Origin of the sequence: Micromonospora sp. 067-2 (assembly GCF_046549295.1) — a bacterium.
Classification (GTDB): domain Bacteria; phylum Actinomycetota; class Actinomycetes; order Mycobacteriales; family Micromonosporaceae; genus Micromonospora.
This window is the reverse complement of record NZ_JAJPWB010000006.1, coordinates 260,244-275,699: the sequence shown is the minus strand read 5'-3', so window position 1 is coordinate 275,699 and position 15,456 is coordinate 260,244. Positions and strand designations below refer to the sequence as shown.

16 protein-coding genes and 1 pseudogene are annotated in these 15,456 nt (G+C 68.0%); 10 read left to right on the top strand and 7 right to left on the bottom strand.

The window, feature by feature from the left end:
- Positions 1 to 528 precede the first annotated feature (528 nt).
- Both ACLJN9_RS16560 and ACLJN9_RS16555 read right to left on the bottom strand, forming a co-directional pair.
- Positions 529 to 1,062: a GNAT family N-acetyltransferase gene (locus tag ACLJN9_RS16560; protein ID WP_410812245.1), complete on the bottom strand. Its 534-nt coding sequence runs from the start codon at positions 1,060 to 1,062 to the stop codon at positions 529 to 531.
- Positions 1,063 to 1,086: 24 nt separating this feature from the next.
- Positions 1,087 to 1,728 (bottom strand): annotated as a pseudogene (locus ACLJN9_RS16555) (DUF4240 domain-containing protein).
- A gap of 25 nt (positions 1,729 to 1,753) precedes the next feature.
- Here ACLJN9_RS16555 and ACLJN9_RS16550 point away from each other — a divergent pair.
- Positions 1,754 to 1,909 (top strand): hypothetical protein, encoded by a 156-nt coding sequence (locus ACLJN9_RS16550; RefSeq protein WP_410812244.1) that lies wholly within the window; start codon positions 1,754 to 1,756, stop codon positions 1,907 to 1,909.
- Positions 1,910 to 1,962: 53 nt separating this feature from the next.
- Positions 1,963 to 2,112: a hypothetical protein gene (locus ACLJN9_RS16545; protein WP_410812243.1), complete on the top strand. Its 150-nt coding sequence runs from the start codon at positions 1,963 to 1,965 to the stop codon at positions 2,110 to 2,112.
- Between the two features lie 720 nt (positions 2,113 to 2,832).
- Here ACLJN9_RS16545 and ACLJN9_RS16540 read toward each other — a convergent pair.
- On the bottom strand, positions 2,833 to 3,606 hold the full coding sequence (locus tag ACLJN9_RS16540) for an SDR family NAD(P)-dependent oxidoreductase (protein ID WP_410812241.1): 774 nt from the start codon (positions 3,604 to 3,606) through the stop codon (positions 2,833 to 2,835).
- Between the two features lie 70 nt (positions 3,607 to 3,676).
- On the opposite strand from ACLJN9_RS16540, the gene ACLJN9_RS16535 reads away from it, so the two are divergent.
- Complete coding sequence (locus ACLJN9_RS16535) at positions 3,677 to 4,285, top strand: glycosyltransferase (RefSeq protein ID WP_410812239.1); 609 nt, start codon at positions 3,677 to 3,679, stop codon at positions 4,283 to 4,285.
- Here the strand turns inward: ACLJN9_RS16535 and ACLJN9_RS16530 are convergent.
- From ACLJN9_RS16530 to ACLJN9_RS16515, 4 genes are all read right to left on the bottom strand, one after another.
- Positions 4,231 to 4,782: a DUF4240 domain-containing protein gene (locus ACLJN9_RS16530; protein ID WP_410812473.1), complete on the bottom strand. Its 552-nt coding sequence runs from the start codon at positions 4,780 to 4,782 to the stop codon at positions 4,231 to 4,233. The two genes, ACLJN9_RS16535 and ACLJN9_RS16530, sit on opposite strands and share 55 nt — an antisense overlap.
- Positions 4,783 to 5,647: 865 nt before the next feature.
- The gene (locus tag ACLJN9_RS16525) at positions 5,648 to 6,670 is read right to left on the bottom strand and encodes a serine/threonine protein phosphatase (RefSeq protein ID WP_410812238.1); all 1,023 of its coding nucleotides are present in this window, start codon (positions 6,668 to 6,670) and stop codon (positions 5,648 to 5,650) included.
- A 615-nt stretch (positions 6,671 to 7,285) separates the two neighbouring features.
- On the bottom strand, positions 7,286 to 8,083 hold the full coding sequence (locus tag ACLJN9_RS16520; protein WP_410812237.1) for an aminoglycoside phosphotransferase: 798 nt from the start codon (positions 8,081 to 8,083) through the stop codon (positions 7,286 to 7,288).
- A 130-nt stretch (positions 8,084 to 8,213) separates the two neighbouring features.
- Positions 8,214 to 8,489, bottom strand: coding sequence for a hypothetical protein (locus ACLJN9_RS16515; protein WP_410812236.1), 276 nt, complete (start codon positions 8,487 to 8,489; stop codon positions 8,214 to 8,216).
- Here ACLJN9_RS16515 and ACLJN9_RS16510 point away from each other — a divergent pair.
- The 7 genes from ACLJN9_RS16510 to ACLJN9_RS16480 all read left to right on the top strand — a co-directional run bounded on the left by ACLJN9_RS16510 (position 8,465) and on the right by ACLJN9_RS16480 (position 15,443).
- Entirely contained in the window at positions 8,465 to 9,394 is a 930-nt protein-coding gene (locus ACLJN9_RS16510) for a TRM11 family SAM-dependent methyltransferase (protein WP_410812472.1), read from the top strand. The two genes, ACLJN9_RS16515 and ACLJN9_RS16510, sit on opposite strands and share 25 nt — an antisense overlap.
- 194 nt (positions 9,395 to 9,588) lie before the next feature.
- A complete protein-coding gene (locus tag ACLJN9_RS16505) occupies positions 9,589 to 10,686 on the top strand; it encodes a hypothetical protein (protein WP_410812235.1) in 1,098 nt (365 codons plus the stop codon).
- Between the two features lie 12 nt (positions 10,687 to 10,698).
- Positions 10,699 to 11,013, top strand: coding sequence for a hypothetical protein (locus ACLJN9_RS16500; RefSeq protein WP_410812234.1), 315 nt, complete (start codon positions 10,699 to 10,701; stop codon positions 11,011 to 11,013).
- Positions 11,010 to 12,893, top strand: coding sequence for a hypothetical protein (locus tag ACLJN9_RS16495; RefSeq protein ID WP_410812233.1), 1,884 nt, complete (start codon positions 11,010 to 11,012; stop codon positions 12,891 to 12,893). Before ACLJN9_RS16500 ends, ACLJN9_RS16495 begins: the two co-directional genes overlap by 4 nt.
- Positions 12,890 to 14,326, top strand: coding sequence for a hypothetical protein (locus tag ACLJN9_RS16490; RefSeq protein WP_410812232.1), 1,437 nt, complete (start codon positions 12,890 to 12,892; stop codon positions 14,324 to 14,326). Before ACLJN9_RS16495 ends, ACLJN9_RS16490 begins: the two co-directional genes overlap by 4 nt.
- Entirely contained in the window at positions 14,275 to 15,039 is a 765-nt protein-coding gene (locus ACLJN9_RS16485) for a hypothetical protein (RefSeq protein ID WP_410812231.1), read from the top strand. Before ACLJN9_RS16490 ends, ACLJN9_RS16485 begins: the two co-directional genes overlap by 52 nt.
- Positions 15,036 to 15,443 (top strand): hypothetical protein, encoded by a 408-nt coding sequence (locus ACLJN9_RS16480; RefSeq protein WP_410812230.1) that lies wholly within the window; start codon positions 15,036 to 15,038, stop codon positions 15,441 to 15,443. The genes ACLJN9_RS16485 and ACLJN9_RS16480 overlap by 4 nt, the downstream gene beginning before the upstream one ends.
- The last annotated feature ends 13 nt before the right edge of the window (positions 15,444 to 15,456 follow it).

Here is a 15,456-nt window from a genome sequence, read left to right as displayed (position 1 = left end):
CGACGGCGCTCTATGTCGCCTGATGGGGCAGTGTGCGCAGGTCGAGGCGGTAAGGAGCCGTTGGTCGGGCCTGGCCTTGCAACTGGGAGCAGATTGGGTGCAGGTTGGCGAAGAGGTCAGCGCGCCCGAAGTGCTCACCGGCGCCGGACAGAGACGAGGGCTTTGACCTGCGGTGATGCGGTCAAGCGGTGCGGCGTGACCTCCCAGTGGATACCGAAGAGGTCAACCCTCCAGCCCTCCGACTGGCTGGTGTTGGCTGTTGAACTGAGGGCTGCCGACGCCAATCACGAGGCCGGCCCGCATCGATGCACGGCTCTGGCTGTCGTCGCGTTGGCGTCGGTAGGGATCCCGCGAGCTGAGACCCAGATCCCACTGGCGAACCTCTGGGCAGCGCTTCCTGAACGGTGACCTCTTCGGCGGATCCGAAGGCGTCAACGTTGGCGTCCCCGCAGAGGCGGTAGGGCGGCGTCCGCTCACGCCGATGAGCGGATGTCAGCGAGGACGGCATGAGCACCGTCGATGGCGCTATCACCAATCAACGGGCAGTTTCTCGAACAGTTCCTTTGTGGTGTCGTAGTACCTGGTCGTTTGACCAAGGTGCGCCATGCCGAGTCGTCGGCAGACTGCCTGTGAGGTTTCGTTGCCCACGTTGGTCACGGCGACGATCCTCGTGAGGCCCTGAGCAAAAGCGTCGTCCATCACGGTGCGCGCTGCTTCGGTGGCGTAGCCGGTTCCCCACGCGTGCGGGTGCAGGTGCCAGCCAATCTCCACCTCGGGCTGCGTGATCGGCGGCTGTCCGGCCGACAAGGGGATCGGCACGAGCGCGAGATTGCCGACCAAGGAACCTTCCCGGGTGGTGACAGCCCAGATCCCGTAAATCGGGTGATCGACCTCGCGCCGGTGTTTGATCGAGGCCAGCGCCTCCTCGCGCGTTCTGAGCGTCCTCGGGTTCGGGCCGAGGAAGCGTACGACCTCCCAGCGCGATTCCATGTCGAAGAGAAAATCGGCGTCGTCCGCATGCCACGGGCGCAGCAGTAGACGATCGCTCGTGATGACGCGCATACGACCGACACTAGCGAAGGTCCATCACCCCGCCAGACATCCGCTCATGCCGCGAGTCGCGCGTGAAGGAACGTCAGGGTGCTCGGTCGGGTCGGTGTTCGGCCGGTGGGTGCGGTCGGTGGTCAGCTGGCTGCGCTTTCCATGGCCGATCGATCCACTGATTGGCGTCGAGGTAGGCCGTGAGGATGGGGAATCGTTGCCTCGTAAGGGGCTTCGTTGGTTAGGTCTGCTGGGGTTCCGAGGGGTGTGTCGGATCCGGAGGGCCCATCGATGGCGGAGGGAGCCCCGGTTGCGGCGATGTGCGCCGCGATCGGCAGGCCGCAGAACCAATCGCCGCGCGTTGTGCCGATCGTGGGCCAACTCGATAAGGCTGTCCGGGTTGGCCTGGACGCGGCGCATGACTTGCCGCCCGTGCGACACGATCCAGTCCTGTACCGCGAGGAAGCCATCGTCGTCGAAGGCGCCGAGCAACAGCGTGGCGGCGTCCCGGATTGGCCAGGAGTAGAGCTCGTCCTATTCTTGGAACCAGAGTTCCTCGAACTGTTCAATCTCGTGTGGAGTCAACGCGCGAAGACGATGGAGGAGTACCTGCGCGACGCGTTCGGTATCGCTGCCCGCTTCGGCGCGGGCCCCTTCGACGATGCGCCAGAAGACCGCCTGCTCCACCCCGGGAGGGTACCAAGTTGCTCCTGTGCGGTCGGATGTCCCCGAGCGCCTGGAGATCGCCGTCGACGCCGACCTCAACCGGGTGCTGCGCAGCTCCTGGCGGCCGGAGGTGCAGATCGTCGTCGGCCCGCAGGCGTGGGCGGTGTTCGTCGCCGCCATCCGCGCCGGTCAGGACTTCTGACGCCATGGCGGAGCTGACCCTTCGTAGCGTCCGGCAAGCCCTCCGAATCGTCGATGGCACCGACCGCGCTGGCCGTCTTCCCGCAGGACAACTTCATTCCACTACGACACGTCGCGGACCGTACGAACAACATCGTGCAATGGACGGAGCACGATCGCGGCGGACACTTCGCAGCGGAGCTGGTCGAGAATCGGCGGGCTTGACGGGCTTCGCGTCGGGGGTCCAGTCGGTCGGTGAAGTAGTCGCGCCGAGGTCGTGGTACGGCTGGCTGCGGGTGAGCATGGTCTGCACGGCAGTCAGGATCGAGCGTCCGACCGCGACCAGGGCGCGCATCTTTTCGCGGCCCGACGATGCGCCGACAACAGCGCCGGCCGCATCCGCGCAGGCCGGTGAGCCTGGAGCCGCGCACGCCGGGCGGGCATCCGGCCGCTACGGCGTTGCGGTGGTGCTCGGGCTGAGCGACCGGCTCCCGGTCGGCGAGGCGCTGGGAGGACGCCTTCCCCGAACTCGCCGCAACCCGCAGCAATGCGGCGTAGTGGTGGACCGCCTAGCGAGACGACGGCCTGACCGTCGAGACCGAGCGGGTGTACGACACGTTTGCGCGGCTGGCTGTCACCGACGGTGTCCGGGTTTCCAAAGTCGAGCTTGGCGTGGACTGGAGTGCCAACGAACCGATCCTCATGGCGTCGGGCCGGTACTGCACCCTGACGACGCGGTCGCCCCTGCTCGACCCTGACGATCGCCCCGTACGGCGTCACCAGCCGAGCGCTGGCCAATCTATCCCCTGAGCCACGACGGCGGACGTCCTCAGGTGCCCGCCTGCAGTCCGTAGCCGTCGACAGGGAGCGGTAGACGTCGTTGGCCGTCGGTACGCGTCGCAACCCAGTTGCGGCAGGTGCTGGGGGTTCTCGATCCTGTTGTGGTTACCGGTCGTACCAGCCGCCGTCCATGCGAATCGTGGCGCCGGTGATGTAGTCCGAGACAGGACTTGCGAGGTAGGCGACGAGGTCGGCGTAGTCGCGGGGGTATCCGATGCGGCCGACGTCGGTGGCGTCGCGGATCGGGGGGGCGTTGCGCTCGACCTCCTCCCAGGTCTCGCCCCATCCGTTGGCGCGTCCGAGTCCCATGAGGTATTCGCGGGTGGTGGGGACGAGGATGCTGCCGGCTGCGATGGCGTTGGAGGTCACGCCAGTGTGTTTGAGATCGCGGGCCAGCGAGCGTGTGAGGTTGAGTCGGGCGGCGTTGCTGGCGCCATAGTGCGGCTGCGTAGCCGACGGGATCTCACCGTTCACGCTGCTGATCTGAATGACCCGACCCCAGCCTTTGGCCCGCATGACCGGTACCAGATGGTGGATCAGCCGCACGGAGCTGAGCACGTTGATGTTGTACATGGCGGCCCACGCGTCAGCGTCCGTGTCGGCCCACCCTGCAGCAGGATCGTAGATGCCAGCGTTGTTGACCAGAATGTCCACCTCCCCGGCCTCGGCGGCCACGGTCTCGGCGCCGGCGTCGGTGGCGAGGTCGCCGATGACGGCCTGACCGCCGACCTCCTGGGCGGTCTGTTCGGTGCGGACCCGGTCGCGGCCGTGTACCACCACGACCGCTCCCGCCACGGCCAGGACCGCGGCGATCTCCGCGCCGAGGCCGCTGCTCGCACCCGTAACGAGAGCGCGCTTGCCGGTGAGCTGCAGATCCATCATTCTTCCCATCCTTGCCGGGACGGTCGGGCCAATGCCCCATACCGCCTCGAATTGTTGCCCCTAGAAATTGGACCCGCAAGTCCAAAATACCAACCGCCAACACGGATGGTCCGACTACTTCAACTCCGGTGTGATCTGCGTCGACGTCCCGGCGTGGCGGGCGGCCGACATCGGGGCCACCGCGCTGTCCCTCGTGACGAAACACGGACTGAGCGACCAACACGCGCTGAACACCGTGGTGGCCGGTCGGTGGACGGCGCTCGATCCGCGGTGGAACGTCTTGACCCACTATGACGCTCCGAGCGCGCGCTGGGAGTACGAGGCATGGGAGATCCTCAAGCAGGCTGCTGCCCGACAGCGGAGCCTCCGCAGTCATCTACCGCCTGGTGGACCACGGCGGTCCTCGTTCCGGAGAGGGCCACCGCGGAGCAGGGCGCGTCGTGACCGACGGCCGGCCCTCACCGTCGACACCAACGACCCGACCAGGCCGTACGAGCAGCTGCGCCGGCAGCTCGCCGACCTGATCGAGTACGGGGTGCTCGCGGCGGACGACCGCCTCGCGCTACGGGACGTCAGGGCGCTCGGTCGGGTCGGTGTCCGGCCGGTGGGTGCGGTTGGTGGTCAGCTGGCCGCGCTTTCCCATGGCCGCGCGATCCACCGATTGGCGTCGAGGTAGGCCGTGAGGTTGGGAAATCGTTGCCTCGTAAGGGCTTCGTCGGTGAGGTCTGCTGGTGTTCCGAGGGGCGTGTCGAGTCCGGAGGGCCCATCGATTGTGGTGGGAGCCCCGGTTGCGGCGATGTGCGCTTCGATCGGAAGACCGCAGAACCAGTCGACCCGAGCGTTGTGCCGGTCGGGTGCCAATTCGACAAGGCTGTCCGGGTCGGCTTGGACGCGCCGCATGACTTGCCGTCCGTGCGACACGATCCAGTCCTGTACGGCGAGGAAGTCATCGTCGTCGAAAGGGCCGAGTAACAGCGTGGCAGCGTCCCGAAGCGGCCAGCAGTAGAGCTCTTCCTGCTTTTGGAGCCAGAGTTCCTCGAACTGCTCAATCTCCTGCGGAGTCAATGCGCGAAGGCAACGAAGGAGTACCTGGGCGACGCGTTCGGTGTCACTACCCGCCTCGGCACGGGCACCTTCGACGATGCGCCAGAAGGACGATGCGCCAGAAGACAGTCTGCTCCACCGTTAGACGGTACCAAGTTGCTCCTGTGTGGTCGGATGTCGCTGCGACGAGCCTCTTACGCTGCCTTACCGGTAAATTTCAACCGGAGCGGTGCCAACCAAGGCACTGGGCCGGCAGGTCACACACGATCGGTCGGCGGCCGGGCGCGAGCCCGGTCGGGGGAGCAGGTTGGGAGCAGCGGGGTGCCCTGAACAGCCTTGAACTGCGTCCAACGGCATCGAACGGCGCTCAACTGCGCCCGCCCCTGCCTGCGGCTCCACATTTGCACAGGTCAGAGGGGGTGCGGCGTCCTGTTTCCCGCGGAGTGCTCTTCGGTTCTGCGCAGCGGTCGACAAGGTTCTATGTGGCTTGGCAGGAGAGTGTGCGCAGGTCAAGGCGGTAAGGAGCTGTTGGTGGGCACGGCCTTGCAACTGGGAGCAGATTGGGTGCAGGTTGGCGAAGCGGTCTCCGCGCCCGAAGTGCTCACCGACGCCGGAGAGAGACGAGGGCTGTGACCTGTGGTGATGCGGCGGAGCGGTGCGGCGTGACCTCCCAGTAGAGGTCGAAGTGGTCAGGCCTGTTGTTAAGGCATGGCTGGCGCCGGCCGGTGTCTCGGGTCGCCTAACGCCACGCCTGTAGGTCTGCTGTAGATCGATGTGAAGCATTGCGGGTGAGCCTGCTGGAGTCCGTCACGGTTCCGTCATCTGAGACGCTGATCCCATGGGCAGCGCCGTGACCAGGCCCTTCAGTCTGGAGACCTCTTCGGCGGACCCGACGGCGTCCGCGTCGGTGCCCGGCGGAGGATGTATGGCGGCGTCCGCACATGCCGATGAGAGGGCGTTATCCCGTTACCCGAGTCGCGCGTTTCGTTGGGATCTACGTGGCATTCTTATTGTCGGGATACTCTGCGTGAAGATCGCCGTCGAATAAGCGCCAGCAGAAGTCGTTCATTCGGGCAGCAGCGAGTGCGTGCCTGGCGATGATCTCTGCCAGGGGGAGCGGCACCTCCGGTGGGATGTCACCGGTCGCGCACCTGCGTACCAACTGGTTACGGGCGACGAAACCGCTGCCGGCTAGCGTCGGCAGCCGGCACGTTGAGGTGACCAGCCAGTTCACCAGCCGCATCGAAGCGTAGTCGGCATCATGACCGTCGTTGGCCGCCGCAAAGGCGCGCTCGGCCTCCGACAGATCGAAGCGCGGTGAGGTAGCAAGCCCGAAGTCGACAAGATAGAGCTGGTCGTCATCGGCTCGGATGTTGCCGAAATGTCCATCCAGGTGCAGAACCTTGCGGTTGCGCAGGAATGTCACCATCTCGAACAGTTGCCGCTCGACCGTTGCGGCTCTTTGGACCGGATCGCTCAGCCAGCGAGGCAAACCATCTGGGAGATATTCGAGAAATAGCACGAGACTTGTGGTGGCGCCCACCAGCGCTTCCAACCGGGCCCGAACGGCTTTGTTGCCACCGAACTGGGTGACGACGGTATCGATGTCGCGGTGCTCCGCCGCCACTGGTGGGCGGCCAGGCAGCACCCGCCAGTGGTGCAGCAGTGAGAACGACTGCGCTTCGCCCGCGAGGAGGCCTTCAGTGACGATCTGGTTCGCGGCCAGCTCGCGCCAAGCCCCGAAACTCGGACCGGCCAGGCGATACATGCCGTATTGCCAACGGGCCGGTAGGTCGAACAGGTTCGCCGTGCTGTGCGGATGAGCCAGCTCCCGGTCGGTGAGCGGGATTCGCTTGACGAACACGGGCACCCCGTCGATGTCGATGCTCGAGACGCCGCCACCCACACCCACGCCCTTGAGCGGCCCTGCCTGCACCAACGCCGCGAGTTCGCCATCATCGCGGGCGGCAAGCCAGGCTGCAACACGGTCATGTCGGGAACGCCGCGTAAGGAGCACCTCAGCATCATGCCTCTTGGGGCACTCCTTGAAGGATGGCGAACAGCTTCGGCCGACGGGTTTACTCTCATGCCGCTGACAAGGCGCGGCGATCGTGGACGTGCTTCCTTATCGACCGATGCGGCTGCGGGAGCCAGCGCTGGCGCCAAGCATGGGTACTGGGCCGGCATTTCACGGTCGGTCGGCGGTCGGCGGCCCGGCGCGGGCCCGGTTTGGGGGAGCAGGTTGGGAGCAGCGGGGTGCCCTGAACGGCCTTGAACTGCGCCCAACGGCGTCGAACGGCGCTCAACTGCACCCACCCCTGCCTGCGGCTCTACGTTCCCGCAGGTCAGAGTCGGTGCGGCGTCCTGTTTCACACCGAAGAGGTCGCTGGTTCGATACCAGCATCGCCCACTCTCAGTTCGTGCAGGTCAGAAGCCCGTTGCCGGAATTGCCGGTAACGGGCTTCGCCGTTTGTGCGGCTTACATTGGGAGCAGCGCGGCTGGTTCGCGGCTCGGACGGCCATGGACCCGCCCGGCTGAATGACCTGATTCGCGGGTCCGAACGGGCCTGCTGGCTGGTTGAGGAGCTAGTCCTACCGCTACCGGCGCCCACCTCACGAGGGTGCCCCCGCGCTATGGCTCGCAGGCCGACTGATGGCCGTCGGTCCGGTGATCCGCCCACTCGCCGGTCCACATTGCGAGGTCGCGTACCCAGCGCTCGGCTTCCTGCCGGGACTTGGCCGCCCACTTCGTCGCGTTCTTTGACGCGAAGTCGTCCAAGACCTGACGGTCAGTCGCAGTCCATGCGGGAAGCTGCGCTATCCACTCTTCTGCCTGTTCGGCGCTGTGGCCGCTACCGATCAGCCATGGGACGAGCAACGCGAGTTCGACCCACGCGGCGGCCTTGGTTGCCCACGCCCAGTCCACGATGCGAAGGCCGAGTGGTGTCACGATCAGGTTCGCCGGATTGAGGTCCGAATGGATAAGTGTCCCGCCGTCCATCGCCGGGTGCGCGAACCCGAGCCGGGCTGCCGGGGTGAACCGCGTCTCGCCGGGCGCCGGCGTCTCCTGAAGTGCTGTCAGTGCGGCTAGGAGCAGATTGAGGTCCGTGCTGCCGGGAGACAGGTCGGGGTGGGGACCGGCAAGATGCTCGGTCCCCACCACCAGCCAGCCATCGGATTCGAACTGCCACAGGACCGCGGGTGGGTGCCGGTTGATGGCCCGGGTTACCGCCAGTTCGTAGCGCAGCGACCGAACGCTCAACTCGCCGGAGGCGGCCTTGACGAAGATCTGTCCGGCTGGCCCGGTGACTGTCGAGGCGATCTCAGCGTGGTCGCCACTGGGAGCATGGGCAACGTCATAGGGTCCGCCGACCCGTTCGGCGATCCCGGCCGTGACACTCTCCGGCAGAGCGGTCCAATCGCTACGCATCGGTTCTCTTCTCTGCTGTTTGCCCGGCTGAGGCGGGATTGGCGGACAGCAGGACTCAGTCCCGCCACTCCAAAGTCGATGTCGACCCGGTAGCCAGTCTCGTGTCTCGTCCTCGCGAGTGGCGGATGGGTCATGGTCGCAGACGTGGATGACTGGTTTGGCCCTCGGCCGCGGCCGTCCTGGTTGGGTGGATGTCGCCATGAAGTGGGCTGCGACGCATGGAACAGATGATCGGGCCTTCGGGCAATTGAATCGCCGATCCTGGGATGTAGCCATGCCGGACATGCAGGCTCTGGGCATCGGGGGTGGTGCTCGTCCAGGACAGTAGGTTCACATGGTCGAGTCGGCTGCGATGGTGGCTGAGCAGGGACGTGCCGTGTCCTGACCGCCTGGCGCTGGGCGACACGGCGAGGAACGCGAGGTGGTAGTGGGCCTCACTGGGTCGATCTCTGGCGAGTAGCTGATCGAGTAGGTCGAAGCGATCGCCCCGTCCAGCGACGCGGCCGGTACGTGCCGGAATCGGTCAATCATCCCGCCCGGATGCTGCCCGCGATCGCCGCCCACGCGATCGCCGCCTACACCCAGCCCGGCGATCTGGTCCTGGACCCGATGTGCGGCATCGGCACCACCCTGGTCGAGGCCGTCCACGCCGGCCGCGACGCCTTCGGCGTCGAATACGAGCCGCAATGGTCGAACATCGCCGACGCCAACATCCGCCACGCCCACGACCAGGGTGCCAGCGGACGCGCATCCGTCATCCGCGGCGACGCGACCCGACTGATGTCGCTGGTGCCGAAGGCCCTCACCGGACAGGTGGCGCTCGTGGTCAACCCACCGCCGTACGGGCCCACCGTCCATGGCCTCGTCCGCCCAGGTGAGCACGGCGTCGTCAAGTACGACGACCGGTACAACGACGGCGAGGACAAGGGCAACCTCGCCTACCGCGACCTGACCGGCCTCGCCGACGGGTTCGCCCAGATCCTGGCCGGCTGCGCCACCCTGCTACGCCCCGGCGGCGCCGTCGTGGTCACCGCCCGCCCGTGGCGCAAACGCGGCGAACTGGTCGACCTGCCCAGCGCCGTCATCGCCGCCGGCCTGCGCGCCGGACTCGTGCCGACCGAGCGGTGCGTCGCACTCCTCGCCGCCATCCGTCACGGGCAGCTCGTCGCTCGCCCGCCGTTCTTCCAACTCCAACAGGTCCGCAAGGCCCGCTCCTCCGGGGTGCCGATGCACCTCATCGCACACGAAGACGTTCTGATCTTCACCAAGACGCGGATCTCGGCGGAGGACGGATCCGGGGTGGTCGCGTGAGCCCACCCACCCGCCGCTACCTGTCCCTGGGCGCCGGTCTGTACCGAAATCGCGCTGTTGCATTGGCGCTCGTAGGGCGGTCGCTGCTTAGGTGACGCGTGATCATTGGGCAGCGAGGTGGTAGTGGCTCGGCGGTGTGGCGGCTGCATGCTTGCCGGTCGGACCGGGGCGCTGGCTGGTACGGCCTGGATCCGGTGCTGGCCGGGTTGCCGACGCTGCGGGAGTTCGCCGAGGCGCATGGGACGCGGCCGGGTCAGGAGTTCTTGATCTGCTCGGACGGCCGGGTGGTGTCGGCGGTGAACGCGTTTCTGGCCTCGCCGCGGATGACGAGCCGGTCGGCGGGCACGCGGGACAAGTTCGGCCGCGGGTTGTGCGTCTGGTTGGGCTACCTCGACGCGGTTGGGCAGTCCTGGTCGCAGGCCGGTGAGGCCGAGGTCGACGGGTTCAAGTATTGGCGGATGACGGACGCGGCGAACCCGTCGCGGGTGGCCGGTTCGAGCGTGTTGGACAACCTCAGCGCGGTCAACGCGTTCTACGAGTGGGCGCAGCCACGCTATGCGGTGGCCAATCCGGTGGCCCGCAGGCATCTGCGCGGCCGGCGAGCAGGTGCACGGTTGGAGTCGTTCGCGGCGTCGCCGCACGTGGTTCGCCGCCGGGACGTGAAGTGGTTGGATCCGGGCGGGTATGCCTGCTGGCGCGACATCGGATTGCGCGGTTTGGACCGGCATGGCCGGGAGGTCGAACGGTGGCGAGGCCGTAACAGCCAACGCGATTGCGCGTTCGCCGACGGCTTGTACGGCACAGGGTTGCGGCTTTCTGAGTGGGCCAGCGTGCTGCTGGTGGAGCTGCCTGCGGACGACCCGACTCGCGGGTACGTGACCTGCTGGCTGGCGTCGGAGTGCGGAAAGGGTAAACGGGGTCGGCAGTACTGGATGCCGCGGGCGGTGTCGGCCGGTGTGCTGGCCTATTGCGAGGGCGAGCGGGCCGCTGCAGTACGCCGCGCGCAGCGGGCCGGGCGCTACGACCAGGTCGGCGACTTATTGGTTCTCACGCGGGTGCTGGGCCGGCGGCGGGTCGAGCTCACCGACCGGGCCGGAGGCCGAAACACGGTTTCGCTGGACGCGTTGGACCCGGCGGTCCGCTGCCGGATCTTCACCGACACCGCGAGCGGTCTGGCGCCGGCCGTCGTCTGGGTCAACGAGGACGGCCTGCCGCGGCAGGTGCATGGCTGGCAGCACACGTTCGACACCGCGAATCAGCGTGTCGCGCGGGCCGGCCTTGACGCGGTGTAGGCGACCGCTCATATGCTGCGTCACTCGTTCGCCCTGCGCTGGTTCTCCGTCGGCCGGTTACTTTACGAGAAGCGGTTCGCGCATCTGGACGCCGAGGAACTGCGCGACTTCCGGGCCCAGTTCGGTGACACCTGGTACCTGGTCAAGACGCTGTTGGGGCACTCCGACGTGACCACCACGATGGACGTTTACCTGGAGCCGTTCCGGGAGCTCGACGTGTCGCTGCTGATCGAGCACGCGCACGGAGCGGGGATGGCGGCGCTGATGGCGGAGATGTTCGCCGCGCATCCGCAGGTCATCACCGCCCCGTCCGAGGCTGCCCGGTGAGCGCCGGCCGGCCCGCCGCACTGCCCGCGGCCGGGTACGCGCTGCCGCAGCGGTTGTTCGTGGGCGAGCATGAATGCCGGGTGCGGGTGTTGCCCGAGGACGGCGGGCCACCGGCCGACATCGACTTGATGGCGCTGCCGGTGAGCCGGGAACTGCGGGAGTGGCTGGCGGTCGCGGTGCTTGGCGCCACTGGGCCGAGCGGGCCACGGCGCAGCGTCAGATCGGCGCTGGATATCCAGAGCATCCTCAAACGGTTCACCCGCTACCTGGCCACGCTGCAGCGGCCTCCGACGCGCCCCGACCAGCTGCGCAGGGCGCACCTGGACGGATTCATCCTGGCCGGCGGCAAGTGGCTGCACCGCGACCTGGGCAGTCTGCGCTCGACCTTGCGGTTCGCGCCCGATCTGCCCACGGAGTTCTGGGCTCGGCTGACTCAGGCCTCCGTCCCGAAGTCCGACAGCACGGTACGCAGCTACAGCGAGGCGGAGTTCGGCAGGATCACCCAGGCTGCCCGCGAGCAGCTGCGCGCCGCCGCCCACCGCATCCGCCACGCTCGAGGCGTGCTGGAGTTGTGGCGCGGCGGGGGCATCGAGCGCAGCGACCACACCCGGTGGGAGCAGGGATGGCTGCTGGACCACCTCGACCGGCACGGCGATGTGCCACGGGGCGCCGACGTCCGCGACCGGGCCGTGCCGACCGCGATCGTGGTGCGCCATGGCGGGCCGAACACCGTGATCGGCGGTCTGCACTTGACCTACGCCGACGTCGCCGCCGCGGCGGTCCTGCTGTTGTGTCTGACCGGGCAGAACCTCGGAGCGGTAGACAACGCGACGACGAAGCATCACCGGCCGGACGCGGATGCCGGCGGTCCGGCAACCGCGGTGATCGAGCTGGTCAAACCCCGGCGCGGCAGCCGGCACGCCGCGATGACCGTCGCGCTGCAAGACGTCGGCGCCGGCGGTGAGCAGATCGACGGGCTGGGGTCGGGCCGCGACGACCTGGTGACCCCGTTCGGGGTCTACACCCTGCTGATCGAGCTGGCCCGTGAGACCCGACGTTGGTTGGGCACCGACCGGCTGTTCGCCTTCTACAACGCCAAGGGCAAAACCGGGCGTGGCTTCCGGGTCGGGGTGCCGAAACAGTCGTTGCAGTACTGGGGCGCCACCACGGGCCTGAACTGTGATCCGCCCAGGGCGGCCGACGAGCAGGACGCTGATAATCCGGCCCCGCCAGGGCCGTTAGTGATCGATGCCCGACGGTTGCGGCTGACCTGGTTGGAGATTCACCAGCGTCCGGTCGCGCAGACCGAGCACACCCTCGCGAACGAGTACCTCGCTCGCAACCGCGGCAACATCGCCGAGTACCAGCAGATCGTCGCGAGCGTGCTGCAACAACAGGTCGACGGCGCCCGCGCGCACCGGCCGATGCCTGTGCTCACCAGCGAGGACGTCGAGCGGGCGGCCGTTGATCCGCAGGCGGTCGCCACCGCTCACGGCTTGACCGTGGCCCGGCTGCAGGACCTGATCGCCGGACGGCTCGACACCGTGATGGCCGGCTGCACCGACAACCTCGACAGCCCGCACACTGCCCCCGGCCGGCCGTGCACCGCGTCATTCCTGCTTTGCCTGTCCTGTCCCTGCGCCCGCGCCACCCCGGCGCATCTGCCGGTGCAGGTTCTGGTCCGTGATGCTCTGTTGGCCCGCCGCCAGCAGATGACCCCGCTGGGCTGGGGCCGCCGGTTCGGCCAGGCCGTCACCCAGCTCACCGATCTCCTCAAACCCTACGGCCCGACCGCTGTCGACGACGCCCGGCAGGCGGCCACCCCGGCCGACCACGACCTCGTCGACCGATTCCTGAGCACCGGACTGGACCACAAATGACCACTGCATCGACCACCGCCGCGACGTCCGCGTCTGGCATCGCGGCGCTGCCAGGCCCGGACACCCTCGTGCTAGCCAACCGCACCCTGCGTCCCGGCGCCGACCCGCAGAGGCTGTCGCGATTCGCCGACGACCGGTGGATCCTCACCCATGCCCTGCACGAGGACCATTCCAAGGCGACCTGCCTGGATCATTCCTGCGTCCCGGAGGCGTTCCGGCAGCCCCTTAAGCTGATCGCCTGGCTCATGATCAACGGTGACGCCGGCGATGTGGTCGCCTTCCACGCCCGCTCGACGCGGCCCGCGATCCGCACCATCGTGGCGATCTTCCGTTACCTGCGCGCGTTCACCGAGTGGCTCACCGACCGCGGCATCCGCCGCTTCAGCGAGGTCACCCTCGCCCACCTCGACACCTACGTCGCCGACGTGCGCGCCAGCGACGTCTCCTACGACCTGCGCGAGGACCTGCTCGCCGCGGTCGCCCGGGCCTGGACGATGCGTCACCTGCTACCCGCATCCGACCGGCTGCCCGAGGCACCCCCGTGGGGCGGTGAACGGGTCCGCGACGTCCTCGAGGGCGGGCGCTACCGCGGCGAGAACCGCACCCCGCGCATCCACCCCGACACGATGACCGCGCTGCTGTCGTGGAGCCTGCGGTTCGTCGACGACTTCGCCGAGGACATCATCGCCGCGTTCGACGAGCACAAGTCTCTGGTCAATCACACGCCAGGTCGCCGCCACACCCGGCCGCCGCGAGTGGGACCCCGACGTCCGCGCAACGCCCTCACCGACGACGTCGCCCGGGTGCTGGAACGCTACCGGGCACATGGAATGGGCGTTCCCGGCCAACGGCTTCCGGACGGCACCATAAAGGTCAACTACTACCACCTCGGCAGGCTCATCGATGGTCAGCCGGCCGCTCGTGCCCACGGCGCTGTCGTCGCCGCGTCCGGACTGCACATCGACGACGACTGCTACCTGTTCACGCCCGTGCGAGGGCTCATCGACGGGCGGCCGTGGCGGGACCGGTCGATCACGTTCGACCAGGCGCCGACGCTCGCGCGGCACCTGAGCACCGCCTGTTTCGTGATCATCGCTTACCTGTCGGGTCAGCGTCCCGGGGAGACTCTGAATCTGCGCCGCGGCTGCATCGAACACGACACCGCGACCGGGCTGATCTCCTGCGCGGGCGGCACTGGAAAGGGGTGCGGGACTCCACCGGCGCCACCCAGGCCGAAGGTGCGCAACGCGTCGACCCGTGGGTCGTCGTCGCTCCGGTCGCGGCAGCCGTTGCGGTGCTGGAGCGGCTGCACACCGGGCCGCTGCTGTTCCCCAATACCTTGCTCATCAACGGGCGGGCCGAAGGCTGCCTGCAAACCCGCGTGGGTCTGGGCCGTAGCGACCAGCTGGCCACCAAGGACATCGCCGCGCTGATCGCTTGGATCGACACCTACTGCCACGACCACGGCCGCGACGACCGCGTGCCCGCCGACCCGGTCGACGCGCCGATCACCACCACCCGGCTGCGGCGAACCCTGGCCTGGTTCATCGCCCGGCGCCCCCGCGGCCTGGTCGCCGCCGCGATCCAGTACGGGCACGTCAGCGTCAGGATGACCCTCGGCTACAGCGGTAACTACGCCTCCGGATTCCCCGACGACCTGGCCTTCGAGGAGTGGCTCGCCCGCCTGGAAACCATGGCCGAGGCCCACCACCGACTCGCCGACGGCGAACACGTCAGCGGCCCCGCCGCCGACACCTACCGCACCCGCGTGAACGCGGCCACCCGATTCGCCGGCCGGACCCTGCGCACCAACCGGGAAGCAGCCACCCTACTCGCGAACCCCGACCTGCAGATCTTCACCGGCAAGGGCATGACCTGCGTCCTCGACCCAGCCCGCGCCGCCTGTCGCGTCGCCACCGACGAACGCGGCACCCGCCGCACCCCCGACATCGACGACTGCCGCCCCAGTTGCGCCAACATCGCCCGCACCGACCGCGACATTTACGTGCTACGCCAGCAGGCCGCGCGCCTCCGCGCCCTCGTCAACGATCCCGCGGCACCGCCAGTACGTCACGACCGAGAACGACACGAACTCGCCCGCCTCGAACACCTCATCGCCCGACACCACCCCGGACGCCGCCGGTGACCGCCGACCGGCAAGCCGAACGCGACGCCATCCAAGCCGCCGCACGCCGGCTGCTGGCCGGCACACCGACGCAGTCCACCGGTGCGCTGACCGTGCTGCAGCTGGCCGCCGAAGCCGGCGTCAAACGCTGGGTCCTCACCCACAAACACCCCGACCTGCGCCAAGCCTTCGAAGACCAGCGGCGGGCCGCCGACGGCGTCCCCGCCGCCTACCAACACCTCGAAAACAAAATCGCGGACCTGGAAGCAGCCAACCGGCGACTGCGAGCCGACAACACCGAACTCACCGAGCGCGTCGACACCTACGCTCAGGTCATCCGCGAACTGGTCACCGAACTCGACCGACAGCCCCGCAACGTCGCGGCCCTGCCCGACAACGTCACGCGCCTACCGAATCCTCGATGAAAGGTCTCGGACG